17 protein-coding genes are annotated in these 15,612 nt (G+C 50.5%); 7 read left to right on the forward strand and 10 right to left on the reverse strand.

The features are described from left to right. Positions 1 to 13 precede the first annotated feature (13 nt). A complete protein-coding gene (ubiG, locus tag ACTHSA_RS02195) occupies positions 14 to 727 on the forward strand; it encodes a bifunctional 2-polyprenyl-6-hydroxyphenol methylase/3-demethylubiquinol 3-O-methyltransferase UbiG (RefSeq protein WP_199900968.1) in 714 nt (237 codons plus the stop codon). Positions 728 to 884: 157 nt separating this feature from the next. Here ubiG and ACTHSA_RS02200 read toward each other — a convergent pair whose 3' ends face one another. Together ACTHSA_RS02200 and ACTHSA_RS02205 are read right to left on the reverse strand one after the other, a co-directional pair. After that, entirely contained in the window at positions 885 to 1,355 is a 471-nt protein-coding gene (locus tag ACTHSA_RS02200) for a CYTH domain-containing protein (protein ID WP_440367522.1), read from the reverse strand. A 38-nt stretch (positions 1,356 to 1,393) separates the two neighbouring features. Continuing rightward, entirely contained in the window at positions 1,394 to 1,813 is a 420-nt protein-coding gene (locus tag ACTHSA_RS02205) for a CopD family protein (RefSeq protein WP_003681587.1), read from the reverse strand. A gap of 234 nt (positions 1,814 to 2,047) precedes the next feature. Between ACTHSA_RS02205 and ACTHSA_RS02210 the strand changes: the two genes are divergently transcribed. Then, positions 2,048 to 2,311, forward strand: a complete 264-nt coding sequence (locus tag ACTHSA_RS02210; protein ID WP_004520905.1) for a hypothetical protein — start codon at positions 2,048 to 2,050, stop codon at positions 2,309 to 2,311. 233 nt (positions 2,312 to 2,544) lie between these two features. Here ACTHSA_RS02210 and ACTHSA_RS02215 read toward each other — a convergent pair whose 3' ends face one another. The 5 genes from ACTHSA_RS02215 to ACTHSA_RS02235 form a co-directional block, all read right to left on the reverse strand. Beyond that, the gene (locus ACTHSA_RS02215; RefSeq protein WP_249967793.1) at positions 2,545 to 3,216 is read right to left on the reverse strand and encodes a DUF4145 domain-containing protein; all 672 of its coding nucleotides are present in this window, start codon (positions 3,214 to 3,216) and stop codon (positions 2,545 to 2,547) included. 95 nt (positions 3,217 to 3,311) lie between these two features. Then, the gene (locus ACTHSA_RS02220; protein WP_070625216.1) at positions 3,312 to 5,348 is read right to left on the reverse strand and encodes a M3 family metallopeptidase; all 2,037 of its coding nucleotides are present in this window, start codon (positions 5,346 to 5,348) and stop codon (positions 3,312 to 3,314) included. Between the two features lie 121 nt (positions 5,349 to 5,469). Next, positions 5,470 to 6,336 (reverse strand): hypothetical protein, encoded by an 867-nt coding sequence (locus tag ACTHSA_RS02225; RefSeq protein WP_440378792.1) that lies wholly within the window; start codon positions 6,334 to 6,336, stop codon positions 5,470 to 5,472. Positions 6,337 to 6,407: 71 nt separating this feature from the next. Continuing rightward, a complete protein-coding gene (locus tag ACTHSA_RS02230) occupies positions 6,408 to 7,271 on the reverse strand; it encodes a mechanosensitive ion channel family protein (protein WP_004520900.1) in 864 nt (287 codons plus the stop codon). A gap of 21 nt (positions 7,272 to 7,292) precedes the next feature. Then, the gene (locus ACTHSA_RS02235) at positions 7,293 to 7,787 is read right to left on the reverse strand and encodes a restriction endonuclease (protein WP_004520899.1); all 495 of its coding nucleotides are present in this window, start codon (positions 7,785 to 7,787) and stop codon (positions 7,293 to 7,295) included. Positions 7,788 to 8,075: 288 nt separating this feature from the next. On the opposite strand from ACTHSA_RS02235, the gene ACTHSA_RS02240 reads away from it, so the two are divergent. Then, positions 8,076 to 8,411, forward strand: a complete 336-nt coding sequence (locus tag ACTHSA_RS02240) for a hypothetical protein (RefSeq protein ID WP_039862525.1) — start codon at positions 8,076 to 8,078, stop codon at positions 8,409 to 8,411. 109 nt (positions 8,412 to 8,520) lie between these two features. Further along, positions 8,521 to 8,877, forward strand: coding sequence for a hypothetical protein (locus ACTHSA_RS02245; protein ID WP_004520896.1), 357 nt, complete (start codon positions 8,521 to 8,523; stop codon positions 8,875 to 8,877). Positions 8,878 to 9,004: 127 nt separating this feature from the next. Here ACTHSA_RS02245 and dnaE read toward each other — a convergent pair whose 3' ends face one another. Then, a complete protein-coding gene (dnaE, locus tag ACTHSA_RS02250; protein WP_070625214.1) occupies positions 9,005 to 12,439 on the reverse strand; it encodes a DNA polymerase III subunit alpha in 3,435 nt (1,144 codons plus the stop codon). Positions 12,440 to 12,604: 165 nt separating this feature from the next. Between dnaE and ACTHSA_RS02255 the strand changes: the two genes are divergently transcribed. Both ACTHSA_RS02255 and ACTHSA_RS02260 read left to right on the forward strand, forming a co-directional pair. Further along, positions 12,605 to 12,838 (forward strand): RNA-binding S4 domain-containing protein, encoded by a 234-nt coding sequence (locus tag ACTHSA_RS02255; protein WP_002221492.1) that lies wholly within the window; start codon positions 12,605 to 12,607, stop codon positions 12,836 to 12,838. Beyond that, positions 12,816 to 13,034: a hypothetical protein gene (locus ACTHSA_RS02260; protein ID WP_070625212.1), complete on the forward strand. Its 219-nt coding sequence runs from the start codon at positions 12,816 to 12,818 to the stop codon at positions 13,032 to 13,034. The genes ACTHSA_RS02255 and ACTHSA_RS02260 overlap by 23 nt, the downstream gene beginning before the upstream one ends. A 100-nt stretch (positions 13,035 to 13,134) precedes the next feature. Here the strand turns inward: ACTHSA_RS02260 and ACTHSA_RS02265 are convergent, their stop codons facing one another. Further along, the gene (locus ACTHSA_RS02265) at positions 13,135 to 13,596 is read right to left on the reverse strand and encodes a PepSY domain-containing protein (protein ID WP_234394609.1); all 462 of its coding nucleotides are present in this window, start codon (positions 13,594 to 13,596) and stop codon (positions 13,135 to 13,137) included. Positions 13,597 to 13,939: 343 nt separating this feature from the next. After that, positions 13,940 to 14,581, reverse strand: coding sequence for a ribosome biogenesis GTP-binding protein YihA/YsxC (gene yihA / locus ACTHSA_RS02270; protein ID WP_070625210.1), 642 nt, complete (start codon positions 14,579 to 14,581; stop codon positions 13,940 to 13,942). A gap of 215 nt (positions 14,582 to 14,796) precedes the next feature. Here yihA and ACTHSA_RS02275 point away from each other — a divergent pair, with 215 nt between their 5' ends. Further along, a complete protein-coding gene (locus ACTHSA_RS02275; protein WP_004520892.1) occupies positions 14,797 to 15,420 on the forward strand; it encodes a c-type cytochrome in 624 nt (207 codons plus the stop codon). Positions 15,421 to 15,612 lie beyond the last annotated feature (192 nt).

Raw genomic sequence — 15,612 nt, forward strand, 5'->3', positions numbered from 1 at the left:
GCAGGAGCAAACCATGAGCAATCAACACGACAACGTAGATGCCGGCGAAATCGCCAAGTTCAGCCAAATCGCCGACAAATGGTGGGATAAAAACGGCGAATTCAAGCCCCTGCATGACATCAACCCCTTGCGCCTCGACTATATCGACGGCTATGCCGGATTGGCAGGCAAACGCGTGTTGGATGTAGGCTGCGGTGGCGGGATTTTGTCGGAAAGCATGGCCAAACGCGGCGCAGAACACGTGACCGGCATCGATATGGCGGAAAAATCCCTGCAAACCGCCGCTGCCCATGCAGCCAGCCAACATGTTGCCAATATTGATTACCGCTGCATCCGCGTCGAAGACCTCGCCGCCGAGCAGCCGCACAGCTTTGACGTGGTAACGTGTATGGAAATGATGGAACACGTTCCCGATCCGTCCGCCATCGTTCAAGCCTGCGCGAAACTGGTCAAACCCGACGGCATGGTGTTTTTCTCCACCATCAACCGCAATCCCAAATCTTATCTGCATCTGATTGTCGGCGCGGAATATCTGTTGAAATTCGTCCCCAAAGGCACGCACGACTGGAAAAAATTCATCACGCCGGCAGAGCTTGCACGCATGTGCCGCCAAGCCGGATTGGATACCGTCGGCAGCAAGGGCATGACCTACAATTTGTTGAGCGGCCGTTATTCTTTGTGCGACTCGACCGAGGTCAACTATATGGTGGCCTGCCGTCCGGCGTAAGGTTACATGGATAAAACACACGGGCTTGCCCGATATCTGAAACAGTATGTCGAAAGCAGCTTGATACAAATATCGGTAAGGTAAATCAGGCCGTCTGAAAAGAAAAAAGGCATGTGCGATACATGCCTTTTTTGTATGTGCAGAGAAGTTGTCGCCCTTATTCCGTCCAAGACGAATACGAATGTTTGCTCAAATACGCATTGGTGAATTTCCCGTCTGACGTGATTTCCTGGCCCAGCCAAGACGGTTTGGGAAACTCGGTATCTTCAGACGGCAATTCGATTTCCGCCACAATCAATGGCGCATTGTCGCCGAAATATTCGTCGATTTCATACACAAAGCCTTTAAATTCGACCCGATAGCGGTATTTTTCCATTTTAAACGGACACATATCCGCCATCATCGCTTGCGCATGAGCCAGCGGGATTTCGTATTCAAACTCGCTGCGCGTCATGTCGGAAATATAGCCTTTCAGGGTCAGCCATGCTTGAGAACCGATAATCCGCACACGGATGGTGCGCTCTTTTTCCACGCTCAAATAGCCCTGTTGCAACACCAGCGGCTCGCTTGCCGCTTCGCGCCAACTGTCATCTGCCAGCAAAAAGCGGCGTTCGATTTCGACCGTCATGAATTCTTTCCTTATTTACCAAACAGGCCGTCTGAAGATCAAAACGGCTTGAAAACCACCATATAAAGCGCAGCCACCATCATCAATACGGGGAGTTCGTTGAATACCCGATACCAGCGGTGCGAATACACATTGCTGCCGTTTTGAAAACGGCGCAGCAGCAGGCCGCAATAAAGCTGATAAGCCAAGAGCAGCAGGCCGCACAATAATTTAACCGCCAGCCAGCCGTTGCCCCACCAATTGTTTACAAACCCGATGGCCGCGCCAAATATCAGCGTTCCCCAGCCCAAAGGCGACATAAAGCGGTATAGCCTGCGCGACATATCCGTCAGCCGTACATATTCCACGCTGCCGGGTTCTAATTGCGCCAGATTCACATAAATCCGCGGTAGATAAAACAGTCCGGCAAACCAAGAAATTACAAAAAACACATGCAGCAGCTTAAACCACAAATACATTTCAGACGGCCTCAAAACCTAAAACCATTATTTTATCCGCAATACTGCTTAAGCCAAAACAAAATAGTCAAAACAATCCGATTTAGTGCGCCGCAACAATGTGTTGCAGGCATGATTTTACCCAAAAACCAAATTGTAAATTCCGCAATAATATGCAAGTTGAGATATGCACGATGCAAAAAACTTGCTAAAATTCTATGCTATTTAATTATAAAAACATTATGGACGGAAAACATGAAACAATTCGAAATCAGCAACAGCGTCAGGAAAGAGCTTAGCAACTACCTGAATACGCACAATCTAAACCTCAAAGCCGCCATGGACAACGAAACAACCAATGGCGAAGTCGCGGCCATCGTTCACGCAGGATTGCCGGCGATGATTCGGAAAATCTATTCTTTGGAAAAAATGAAAACCTTTTTCTGGACGAAAAAAGATTTGATGATGGAATTTATCAATATGCGCTTGGCAGCCGGCGATAAAAAGGGCAAAAACTAATTTTAGCGATGGGAGGGGGAGATAGGAGTCTGAAATGCGGACTTCTGTTTTTCTCGAAGTCTTGTTAGGGACAGTGCTTGCTCATTGTTCCTAATAAGTTTTGACAACCGAAAGGCCGTCTGAAATTCAAATGATAGGGCATGGGAACATGCCCTGTTTTTATGGGTGGCTTGTCTGCCTTTAGAAATAAAAAAACTATCCCTTAACTACTCCTTGATAGAATAAGGTTATGTTCAAGGTTTGGAGTTCTTTTTATCTTGCGCTTCTGCGGCGTTTCTTGCATTTTCGGGCATCAGCTGATAAAGCTCGTCTAGTTCTTTCGGTTCGGTAATCGCTTTCTTCACAATGAAATTAATTAAGTCGAACATTTTGGCAGCAGCCCTATCAAAATCTGCATCTGAAATTTGACCGGGATGGACGGCATTATTGCCGGTAATCCGCAAAGTATCGGCAACTTGGATGACTTGACCTGAGAATACACCTTTGTTTACTAGTGACCTGATGTCGGCATTGATATTTTTCCCTTCTTCTCCCAAATGAATACACAATTTTTGCAAGCCCAACCGCAATAATGCCGCTGCTCCTCTGGGCGATTGGATGAAAATTCGGGCGGCTTCTTCGTAGTCATTTTTGACATCTTTGGGCATATCTTCGGTTGGAAGTGGAGCAGATCCGCAATTTGGGTAGAGCATTTCGCCTTCAGTCGGAAAAGTGAAATGAACATGATTAGTCGCTGTTTGGGTTACTCTCCAAAGGCTATATTTTGAGCAATAAGCACAAGTAGCTTGGTAATAAACAAGAGCGTCGTTAGACTCCCATCTCATATGAGCAAATGCTCCACAGTGTGGGCAATTAAAAGCCCCTTTCTTAAACTTAGGTGCTATGTATTCTGTCATTTCTAACATCTCCCTCTCAATGCTAACAAAGCAATATTTATTGGTTTCGATAAAGACCGTCTGAAAAATTTTCAGACGGTCTTTTTATTATGTCAATCTTCCAGTTAAGCTGCGTTGTCAAAACCGCTGTGGCGGAGCAGGGCATCCAGACTTGGTTCGCGGCCGCGGAAGGCTTTGAAGGATTCTGCTGCGCTGCGCGAACCGCCGACGGCCAGTATTTCTTTCCAGAAGCGGCGGCCGGTTTCGGCAACGTCGTCGCTTTCTTCAAACGCCGCATAAGCGTCTGCACTCAAAACTTCCGCCCATGCATAGCTGTAATAGCCTGCGGAGTAGCCGCCGGCGAAGATGTGGCTGAAGCTCAAGGCAAAGCGGTTGTATGCCGGCGGTTGGGTCACGGCGACTTCTTGACGCACTTTGTCCAAGATTTGCGGCCATTCTTTCAGACGGCCTTCATCTTCCTGATGGTAGATTTCCATGTCGAAGAGGGCAAATTCCATTTGACGGACGAGGAACATACCGCGTTGGAAGTTTTTAGCCGCGTGCATTTTGTCGAACAGCTCTTTCGGTAATACTGCGCCGGTTTCTTCGTGCGAGGACATTTGCGCCAATACGTCGTATTCCCAAACGAAGTTTTCCATGAATTGGCTAGGCAGCTCGACCGCGTCCCATTCGACGCCGTTGATGCCGGATACGCCCACTTCGTCAACCTGGGTCAACAAGTGGTGCAGGCCGTGGCCGGTTTCATGGAAGAGGGTGATGATTTCGTCGTGGCTCAAACGCGCTTCTTTGTCGCCGACCGGCGGGGTGAAGTTGCAGACGAGGTAGGCGGTCGGCAGTTGCAGCGCACCGTCGGCAAAACGGCGGCGACTTTTATAGCCGTCCATCCATGCGCCGCCGCGTTTGCCTTCGCGTGCGTACAAGTCCATGTAAACGCCGCCGATGGTTTGGCCGTCTTGTTTCAGCTCGAAATAGCGCACGTCTTTGTGCCAAACGGGGACGGTTTTTTCAGCCAGCTCGATGCCGTAGAGTTTTTTGATTTGGGCAAACAGGCCTGCCAATACTTTGCTGATAGGGAAGTATTTTTTCACTTCGGTTTCGCTGAAGGCGTATTTGGCTTGACGCAGTTTTTCGGCGGCGTAGCTCAAATCCCAAGATTGCGGATCTTCGATATTCAGGCTCTCGCGTGCAAAGGCTTTGATTTCGGCAAAGTCTTTTTCGGCAAACGGTTTGGCGCGGCGGGCAAGGTCGTGCAGGAAGTTTAAAACCTGTTCGGGCGTGTCGGCCATTTTGGTTGCCAGCGACAGCTCGGCGTAGTTTTTGAAACCGAGCAGTTTGGCGGTTTTCAATGCGTTTTCGAGAGTGCGGTCGATGTTGGCCGTATTGTCGAATTTGCCGTCGTCAGACAATTCGCTGGCGCGGGTAACGTAGGCACGGTAGATTTGTTCGCGCAGTTCGCGGTTGTCGGCGTATTGGATGACGGCGAGGTAGTGCGGAATTTGCAGGCCGATTTTGTAGCCTGTTTTACCTTCGCTTTGCGCGGCGGCGGCAAACATGGCGAGGGAGTCTTCGGGAATGCCGGCAAGCGGCGCGGCATCGTCAAAGTGAATGCCGAAAGCGTCGGTTGCGTCTTGGATGTTTTGTGCGAATTTGGCACCCAGTTGCGCGCCTTCGGTTTGCAGTTGCGCCAGTTCTGCCTGCTGTTCGGGCGGCAATTCGGCACCGCTGAGGACGAAATCGCGCAAGTCGTGGTTGAGCTTGGTTTGCTGCGCCGGGGAGAGGGTGTCGAATTCGGCAGAGTTTTTGATGATTTTAAAGCGGTTGTACAACTCGATGTCTTGACCGATTTCGGTGAAGAAGATGGTGATTTCTGGCATCAATTCGTTGTATACGGCACGCAATTCGGGCGTGTCGACTACGGAGTTGAGATGGGAAACCACGCTCCAAATGCGGCCGACGCGTTCGGTAATGTCGGTCAGTTTTTCGACGGTGTTGGCCCAGTCGGTGTGCGTTTGCGCTTTGATGGCGGCGATTTGTTCGCGCGCTTCGGCAATGGCGGTTTGCAGGGCGGGTTTGATGTCTTCGGTTTTGATTTGGTCGAAACGGGGTTCTTCGCCCAAGTGGAGCAGGACGTTGTCGCTCATATGGTTTCTCCTGAATAAGATGGATTCAGACGGCCTTGTGGCCGTCTGAAAAGAAAACGATAGGCGTTATATGGTGGCAGACAGGCAGAATTAAAGTGTCCTGCCTTCCTGTCGGCCAATCTTATTCTGCGCCGCGCGGATTGGCGTGCAATGGCGCAGCCAGCTCGAGGCGCATGGTGGTGCCTTCTGGGGCATAAACCGCATTGGCAACATTGGTTTGCAGGGATTCGGCAAACGAGCCGCGATACACTTTTGCGCCTTGGTGGGTCAGGTTGGATTGCACGTCGACGTACACTTCTCCGCCGATTTGACGCCAGAGGTAGCAGAAGGTGTAGTCTTCAGACAGGTAGCGTTTGCTTTCGGGATCGACCATGCAGTCGAAGAAGCGGTAGTGCAGGCCTTTGTTTTCCGGGCTGTAGTCGCTGTCGGAGACGTAGTTCAACTCGGGGAAGGCCTCTATCATTTTTTCAAATACGCTGCGTTTGATAACCATGAAGCCGGTTGGCGCGTCATGGACTTTCATAAAACCGTCTTCATCGACTTTCAATACGATTTCACCGTTTTCATCTTTGTCGTTGGTGTTGACGGTGTAAGAAGTGTACATACGCTCAAAATCGGCTTGGGTCATGCCGGCCGGAAGGCCTGCTTTCGGCCAGTTTTCGCGTTTGAGCGGATAAACGCCGGCTACAACGTCTTTATCGGCCAAGAGCAGGCGGTAGAATGAGTCGGGAGAGAAGCCGATGTCGGAGTCAATCCAGAATAAATGCGTCCATTCTTTGTTTTCCAAAAATTTGGCCACGCAGTTGTTGCGCGCGCGCGTAATCAGGCTTTCGCCGCGCTGCATCATTACTTGCAGCGGCAGGCCGAGGGAGGCGTTGGTGTGGACGATGTTCAGAAGCGAGAGGGTGTAGTTGTGGAAATATTTGCCGTCATGGCTGGGGGTCATAATGACGGGATACATTTCGGCAAGGGCTGATTCGGGCAACATGACTTTTCCTTATTGTTGATTGTGAACTTCATTATTGTAAGGGATTTAATTGTATCAATAAACAAACCGTACTATTTTGTTTGGTTGATCAGTCGGTATTGCGTGCGCAAAAATTCGTCTAAGACGGCCTGTTGTATTTCCAGCCGTTTGGAAACGGGGGAGGCGAAGCGTACGATGATGTGGTACACCTTGTCATCATGCGGCACGCGGGACACGCGCGGCTGGGCGGCGGGGGTAATAAAGAGTTTTTGCGCTTGAACGTTTTCCAAATATTGTTGGATAACGGGAACATAGGCTGCGCACAAGGGCTCAAGAACGGCTTTCAGACGGCCTATGATTTCGTCCGAATCCAAATGAATCGGCACGGGGATTTCCACCGTATGAATCACATAATTGCCCAAAATATTGTCGCGGCGCACGGTGTGGCTCAGAAGCAGGCTGTTGGGAAACGAGAGCGTTTTGCCGGAAAGTTGGCCGATCAATGGATTAGGGCCGATTTGCATCATCAGCGTGTTCAGCATATTGATATCGACCACCCGTCCGCGCAGGCCGTTGATTTCGATGTAGTCTCCGATGGAGTATTGTTTGGTTACCGAGCGCAGGATGCTGCCGGACAAACACATAATCAGCTCTTTGGTTGCCACCACAATCGCCGCGGCCACTGCAAACATCGACAAGGCCAAAGTTTGAATCTGCGCCGCCCAAATCATCGCCAGCCCGAGCAGGATCAGCAACATGGTCACGTTGCGGCTGAACACCAGCGAGCGGCGTTTGTTTTCAATGCTCAAATCCGGATGGCTGCGAAAATGCGCCGAGAGCAAAATGCTGCGCCCGGCAATGACGGCCACAATCATCAATACCGACATCAATGCCGATTTAATGATTTCTTCACTGACAGGCAAAGCGTTCAGCCATTCATGCATGGTGTTCCACATAATCCTGTTTCCTTTCCCTTCTTAGGCCGTCTGAAAACCCACGCGTTCAAAAATTTCTGCCGCACACGCTTCCGATACCGCAAACAAAGTTGCCACGCTGCCCAAAGCCCGTTGCGTAGCCGCACTCAAATCATCACGGCACACTTCGCCCAGCCACTCAACCGGCCGCACCAGCGACATTTTTTCATCGTCCCATTGCGGACAATGTACCGCGCCGCCCGTAATCCTGCCGACCCGATAACGGCGCAAAGCAGGCGAGTAGGTCAGTACGGCATCTCCATCAGCCAATTCGTTGACAAACCGCCACACCTGAGCCGCGCCCGATTGCGCCGTTCTCAACTTCACATCCGGTACGGCCGAACGGTAAATATCGGTCAGCTCCTCACGGCCAAAACCCTTGGCCGCCGCTTCGGCCAGCATAGGCCAGGCCAATGCCGCAACACCGCGTTCAAAAAATACATCATAAAGCGCACCTTGCGTGCTGCGAACCATATAAAGTTTGGCTTGTTTTCCCATTACAGTACCTGTTTGTTTGAAGGATTCATCCCTTTGTTTCCATGTTACCTGTTACGGCTGAAAAATTCGATATTTTACATTGCCGGAAGGGTTTGAAGTTCTCGCTGAAAATAAATGAATTATAGATGAAAGGCCGTCTGAAAAATAAAATAGGCTTATATATCAACAGATGATATAGCGTAACAATATATTAATAACTGTAAAATTATTTACGTTTGCATCAAAAAAAGATAAGATGGAATAATCAATCGAGAAAGATTGCTATTCACTGAACATTAGGAGAGAAAAATGACCTGTAAAACCCACGAACATCATGACCACGTTCACAGCGCAAACTGCGGCCACACTGCCATCAAACACGAAGGCCACGTCGATTATCTGCACGACGGCCACCTGCACCATGAGCACAACGGCCACTACGACGAGCATGCTCTGAGCGTCAATGAAACCAACCCTGACGGCTGCCATCCGGTTGACACCTGCCACGGCCACGTTCACGGCGAAGGTTGCGGCCACGAAGCCGTACCGCACGGCGATCATGTTGACTACATCGTCAACGGCCGTCTGCATCACCAACATGGCGACCACTGCGACGACCACGGCCCGGTTGAAATCGTTAAATAAAACTGTTTTTCAGACGGCCTTTAATATGGAGCATCTGTAGGGAAAGGGGGGGTATTTTCACCCCCTTTTCATATATATTGTCGTACCCTACACTAAAACAGCCATTATTATGTTTGACATCATATTTGTATTGGTATTCGGCAGGCTCCAAGCCTCCGGAACACTGAATTTTCCCGATAGGCTTTATCCCATCTGGAAATGGGCGCTAGGCGCAGGCATGCTTTATGCCACGATAGGGACAATGCTGGGATACGCTTTCTCCGGTTCCTTCTCCCTAGTCAGCTTTTTGCTGATTATTGCCTTGTCATCAACCTGGTTCTCTCTGTATTTCAAACTGTTGCGGCTTACCGCCTCAAAAACTGTACTGAACCAATGTATTTACTGGGTGCTGGGTATTGTTTCGGCATTGTCGTTCCCCTTTATTGTGGGCTACTTTTCCCTATTGGCCAAAGGCTTTGTACAATAAACTTTTCAGATAATCTCCCTATACAATAAGGTCGTCTGAAAGCCTGAATCTTTATCTGATTTATGTTTTTAAAGCGCTTTTTAAATTAAAGGCCGTCTGAACGTATAGTTTCAGATGGCCTTTAGTTTTACCAATTCACGCGGACGGCCCTGCTGCCGAGCAATGTTTCCAGTTCGTCAAACAAGGCGGTGCTTGGCGTTACCATCCATTTTGGCGCAATTTTCAATTTGCCTGATGCTTTGCCGTTGCTGTACGACAGTTGCAGCGGAATGTGCGACGTGTCGGGCAGGCGGTGGGCGGTGAGGATGGCGGCGAGGCGTGCGATATCGTGGCCGGGGGCGAGGACGAGGCTGAGGCTGCGGGCGTAGCGTTCGCGCGCCATTTGCAGGGTCATGACTTGGTTTGCCATAATGCGCAGACCGTCGCCGCCGCCGTAGTCGTCGCGGCTGACTTTGGATTCGATAATCAGCACTTGGTCGGATTTGAGGTAGTCGGCGCAGTTTTCCAGCGTGTGGCCGCTGACCATGATTTCCACCAGACCGCTCAAATCTTCAAGGCTGACGAAGGCGATTTTGCCGCGTTTGCCCATCATGGTGCGCACAGCGGTAACGAATCCGGCGAGGCGTACGCTGTCTTGCGGTTTCAGACGGCCCAATTTGGTCGGGGCGATTTGGCGGACTTCTTGGGCATACGGGCCGAACGGGTGGCCGGACAGGTAAAAGCCGATGACGGTTTTTTCTTCGGCGAGTTTTTCCGATTCGCTCCACATGGGCGCGTCGATGAGCTGCACCGGTTCAATGGCGTCTTCCATCATGTCGAAAAGTCCGCCCTGATTGACGTTGGCGGCTTTTTGGTCGGCGTTGCTCATGGCAAGGTCGATGTTCGCCAAGAGCATGGCGCGGTTGGGCTCGATGCTGTCGAACGCGCCGCCGCGTATTAGGGCTTCGAGGGTGCGGCGGTTCATGTGTTCTTTGCCGACGCGCTCGCAGAAGTCCAAGAGGCCGGTAAACTTGCCGCCACTTTGCCGCGCGGCGATGATGGATTCGACGGCGGCTTCGCCCGTGCCTTTAATCGCGCCGAGTGCGTAGCGGATTTTCATGTTCGGATACGGCGTGAAGCGGTAGTCGGATTCGTTGATGTCGGGCGGCAGGAACTCGATGCCGTTGGCGCGGCAGTCGTCGTAGAAATGCTTGAGCTGGTCGGTGTTGTCCAATTCAGACGACATGGTTGCCGCCATAAATTCGGCAGGATAATGGGCTTTGAGCCATGCGGTCTGATAGGAAATCAGGGCGTAGGCTGCGGCGTGGGATTTGTTGAAACCGTAGCCGGCGAATTTTTCCATGTAGTTGAAGATTTCGTCGGATTTTTCGCGCGAAATGCCTTGTTTTGCCGCGCCTTCGGCGAAAATTTCGCGGTGTTTCACCATTTCTTCGGGCTTTTTCTTACCCATGGCGCGGCGCAACAAGTCTGCGCCGCCGAGCGAGTAGCCGCCGATAATCTGCGCCGCCTGCATTACTTGTTCCTGATACACCATAATGCCGTAGGTCGGCGCGAGGATGCCTTCGAGCAGCGGGTGGATGTATTGGAATTCCTGTCCCTTCATGCGCGCGACGAAGTCGGGGATGTTGTCCATCGGGCCTGGGCGGTAGAGCGACACGAAGGCGATGAGTTCTTCAAACTTGGTCGTGTGCGCCGTTTTCAGCATTTTTTTCATGCCGGTCGACTCGAACTGGAAGACGGCGGTGGTGTTCGCATCGCGGAAGATTTGGTAGGCAGCTTGGTCGTCAAGCGGAATCTTGCCGACATCGACAATATCGCCGGTGGTGTTTTTGATGTTGTTCTGCGCCATTTCGATAATGGTCAGGTTGCGCAGACCCAAAAAGTCGAACTTCACCAAACCCACGTCTTCCACGTCGCCCTTGTCGTACATGGATACGGGCGAGGCGGATTCGTCCGCCTGATACACGGGGCTGTAATCGGAAATCTTGCCCGGCGCAATCAACACGCCGCCCGCGTGCATACCCAAACCGCGCGTCAGGTCTTCCAGCTTTTTCGCCAGCGTAATCAGTTCGTCCGCTTCTTCCGCTTCAATCAATTCCTGAATCTGCGGCTCGGCCTCCATGGCTTTTTCCAAACTCAGGGGTTTGTTGGCTTCCAACGGAATCAGTTTGGACAGTTTGTCGCACAGCATAAACGGCAGTTCCAGCACGCGTCCGACGTCGCGAATCACCGCTTTGGACGACATCGTGCCGAAGGTGACAATCTGGCTGACCGCTTCCGCGCCGTATTTCTCGCGCACATATTCAATCACGCGGCCGCGGTTTGCCTGACAGAAGTCCACGTCAAAGTCAGGCATGGAAACGCGTTCAGGGTTTAAGAAACGCTCGAACAGCAACGCGTATTTGAGCGGATCAAGGTCGGTAATCTTCAATGAATACGCCACCAGCGAACCTGCGCCCGAACCACGGCCCGGTCCCACCGGACAGCCGTGTGTTTTCGCCCAGTTGATAAAGTCTTGTACGATAAGGAAATAGCCGGGGAATTTCATCTGGATGATGATGTTCAGCTCAAAATCCAAACGTTCCTGATATTCCGGCATTTTTGCCGCACGCTCCGCCTCGTCTGGATAAAGCTGAACCATGCGTTCCTGCAAACCCTCGTTGGAGAGTTTCACCAAATAATCATCCAGCGACAGGCCGTCCGGAGTAGGGAAGAGCGGCAGGAAGTTTTTGCCCAATGTGATGTGCAGATTGCAGCGTTTGGCAATTTCTACCGTGTTTTCCAAGGCTTCGGGCAAATCGGCAAAACGTTCGGCCATGGTTTCCGGCGGAATGAAAAACTGGCTCGGCGTAAAATCGCGCGGACGTTTTTTGTCCGTCAGTACCCAGCCGCCTGCGATGCACACACGCGCCTCGTGCGCGTTGAAATCATCGCTGCTCATAAACTGGGTTGGATGCGTTGCCACTACCGGTAAGCCCAATTCTTCCGCCAGTTTCACGCTGCCCGAAACGCAAGCCTCCCATTCAGGGCGTTCGGGCAGGCGTTGCAGCTCTAAATAAAACGCATTGGGGAACCACGCCGCATATTTCAACGCTGCCGCACGCGCCGCGTCTTCATTGCCGTTCAAGAGATTCACGCCCACTTCGCCGTAATGCGCGCCACTCAAACAAATCAAGCCGCTGTTGTCGCCGTTTTCCAGCCATTCGGGATTGAGTTCCGCATGATGGATATTGCGGTCTTTACCGACATAGGCCTCCGTCAAAAGCTCGCTCAAGCGCAGGTAGCCCGCATCGTTGCGGATAATCAGCATGGCGCGGAACGGCTTGTCGGGCGCATTCGGATTGCCTATCCACACATCCGCCGCGCCGATGGGCTTAATCCCTGCACCGCGGCAGGCTTTATAGAATTTCACCAAGCCGAATTCGTTCATCAAATCGCTGATGCCCAAAGCAGGCAAACCGTATTCCTGCGCTTTGGCAATCAGTTTTTTTATCCGCACCATACCGTCGGTAATCGAGAATTCGGTATGCAGGCGCAGGGGGATGTAGGTCGGCTCGGTCATGGCAAAATCGGCGTGAACAATAAAAGGCGTATTGTAGCAGGGTTGGCAGCTAAAGGCCGTCTGAAAACTAAATGTAATGGGGTTGGATAAAGCAAATAAAACATAAGGGGGCTTTCTTTCAGACGGCCATGTTAAAATATCGCTATTATTGAAGAGGATTAAATGATGGAAGCGACAGTTTATCTTGAAGACAATGAATACATCGCTTTGTGCGACCTTTTGAAACTGGCTGGCCTTGCCGAAAGCGGCGGACAGGCAAAAGCGTTTATCGCCGAAGGGCTGGTATTGCGCAACGGCGAAACCGAAACCCGTAAAACCGCCAAAATACGCGGCGGTGAAGTGATTGAATTTGACGGCGCACGCTTGGAAATTGCCGATGGATATGACCCTGAAGAATAAAGCCGAAGCCATCTTGGGCGAACCTCTTTTAGACGAACCCGTTCGTCCCGAATCGTGGGAATGTTGCGGCAGCGAATGCGACGATGCCTGTATCCAGACAATGTATTGGGCGGAAAAAGCCCGATATGACGCGCAACAGCGGAAGTTGAAAGAAGCAGGTTGGATAGACGGCGAAGATGGTGCAAAGGCCGTCTGAAAATGATTGGGCTTGATAGGAGCTGTGTTTCAAACAATGCTGCATTAAAGCCAATGCCGTCTGAAAGTTTCAGACGGCATTGGCTTTTTTAAAGTTTAAATTAAGATTGTGTTACCTCGGAAGCGGTTGCATTTTCAGGTGTGCCAGGTGCAGCATCGGCAGGAGCCTGATAATCTGTATTTTGCGATGAAGAGGGCTCGGCATTGTCATGTTTATGATGCTTATCATGTTTACCAAAGTGTCGTTTGTCCTGATCGTCATCTTGTGCTACTGCCAATACTTTGCCGTTTTGAGCATCAACCAAAGCTTCGTATTCGACGCCGTCTTTCAAGATTTCTACTTTGTAACGGCCGCCCAAATGTTGTTTGTATTTGTAATCGACATCTTTAACGACGCCGCCCACTTCTGCTACCGCTGCTGCGGCTGCTTGCTGGCCGGAAACCTTTGCGAACATACCTTCTTTGAAAGCCATGGTACCTGCCGCACCGGCAACGCCCAAACTTGAAGCAATAATACCGGCAATGATGAGTTTTTTTGAAATAAAAGCGTTAATGCGTTTCATGATTTTCTTTCCTACTGTGTTGTTGAACGATGAATGTATTCTATGCCTCAACAATTAGCTGAACATGAGCAAAACGCTAAGATGTGTAATGGGTTGCAATACTAAAATTAACACTTTAATAATAATGGAGATCGAAGCCGCGCTTTCAGACGGCCTTGCTAATATGTTGTGATGGCATATTTGGCGGGGATTGTGGTTTGCGTGTGAAAACAAAAAAGCGTGATGAAAAAAGGGCATGTGTGAGACATGCCCCGGATTAAATGGTAAACGCGATGGTGAGAAACCAAATGACGGAATAAGATTTGCGGTTGGTCAACTTATCTTATTCCGCCTTGTTTTACAATCATTCAGGCGATGCTTCGCCTGCAAGATTCTTGATTTCTTCGCGATGCGCGTCAAACCATGAACCGACCACCTGATTGACTTCGTCCATGCCTTGTTTTTTCAGGCTGGAGAACAGTTGAACGCTGATTTTTTGACGCTCAGTGTAGGGTTTGAGTGATTTTTTTACCGCTGCCAAAGTTTTAATCTGGTCGTTTTTAGACAGCTTGTCTGCTTTTGACAGCAGGATATGCACAGGACGGCCGGTGATGTGGAAGAAGTCCAGCATCTGAATGTCTAAAGCCTTGAGCGGATGGCGCGAGTCCATAATCAAAATCAGGCCGATCAGTTGGCGGCGTTGTTGCAGGTAGTCGCCCAAGAGTTTGACCCAGTGCGTACGGATGGCCTCCGGTACTTGCGCGTAGCCGTAGCCGGGCAAATCGACCATGAAATTGCCGTTTTCCAGTTCAAAGAAATTGATGTGTTGGGTGCGGCCTGGTGTTTTGGAAACATAGGCAAGGCGCACATGATTGGTTAAGGTATTGATGGCGCTGGATTTGCCGGCATTGCTTCGGCCGACAAAGGCAATCTCGGCCGGCGTGTCGGGCAGGTCTTTCAGATGGTTGACCGTCGTAAAGAATTTGGCGTTTTGAAAAAGGTTCATCAGTATTTCCTTACATGGAAACAAAACTGCAACATCATAATTTGTATCGGGCATTTATGTTGCAGCAGTTTGGTAATTTGAGTAGTAATTTAATGTAAACTTGGTATAGAATAGCACGTTTATAGAATTATCGGTTTTAATCGGGAAAATTCCCCGGTATTTGAGTATAAAAAAGGCATTGACGCGGTACGCAATGCTGTAATCAGGAGCACTCCATGAAACGATTGACTTTATTGGCCTTGGTATTGGCTGCCGGTGCGGTTTCCGCTGCCCCTAAAGCAGATGCTGAAAAAGGCAAACAGGTAGCGACTACTATCTGTGCGGCGTGTCACGCAGCCGATGGTAACAGCGGTATCGCAACTTATCCTAAACTGGCAGGTCAGGCTGCGGCTTACACCTACGGCCAAACCATGGCCATCAAAGACGGTACCCGTTCCCACGGTGCTGCCGGTGTGATGAAACCGATGGTGATGAACTTGTCCGAACAAGACATCCGCGACGCTGCCGCCTACTACGCCAAACAACAAGGCAAACCGGGCGAAGCCAATCCTAAAGAAAACCCAGAGCTGGGCGCGAAAATCTATCGCGGCGGCCTGAGCGCTAAAAAACTGCCGGCATGTATGTCTTGCCACGGTCCTAGCGGCGCAGGTATCCCTGGCGGCGGTACTGAAATCCAAGCCTATCCTCGTCTGGGCGGCCAACACAAAGCTTACGTTGTTGAGCAAATGAAAGCTTACCAATCCGGCCAACGCAAAAACGCCATTATGGCCGATATTGCCAACCGCCTGAGCGAAGAAGAGTTGAACGCAGTAGCCAACTTCATCCAAGGTTTGCACTAATTTCGTTTTGAAACGAGCTTATTGATACAGGCCGTCTGAAAACTCTTCAGACGGCCTTAGCCAATATATGCCGATAAGCCTGATTGGTTTTTTCAAATAGCGACAGCAAGATTTTGACTACAATATGCAGTATTCTTCCTTTCGCATCATAACGTCCATCGCAGCCCGATTGATTGGGTTGTTCAAAGCCGA

The sequence above is a fragment of the Neisseria sp. P0008.S002 genome, assembly GCF_051962805.1.
Lineage (GTDB): Bacteria > Pseudomonadota > Gammaproteobacteria > Burkholderiales > Neisseriaceae > Neisseria > Neisseria perflava.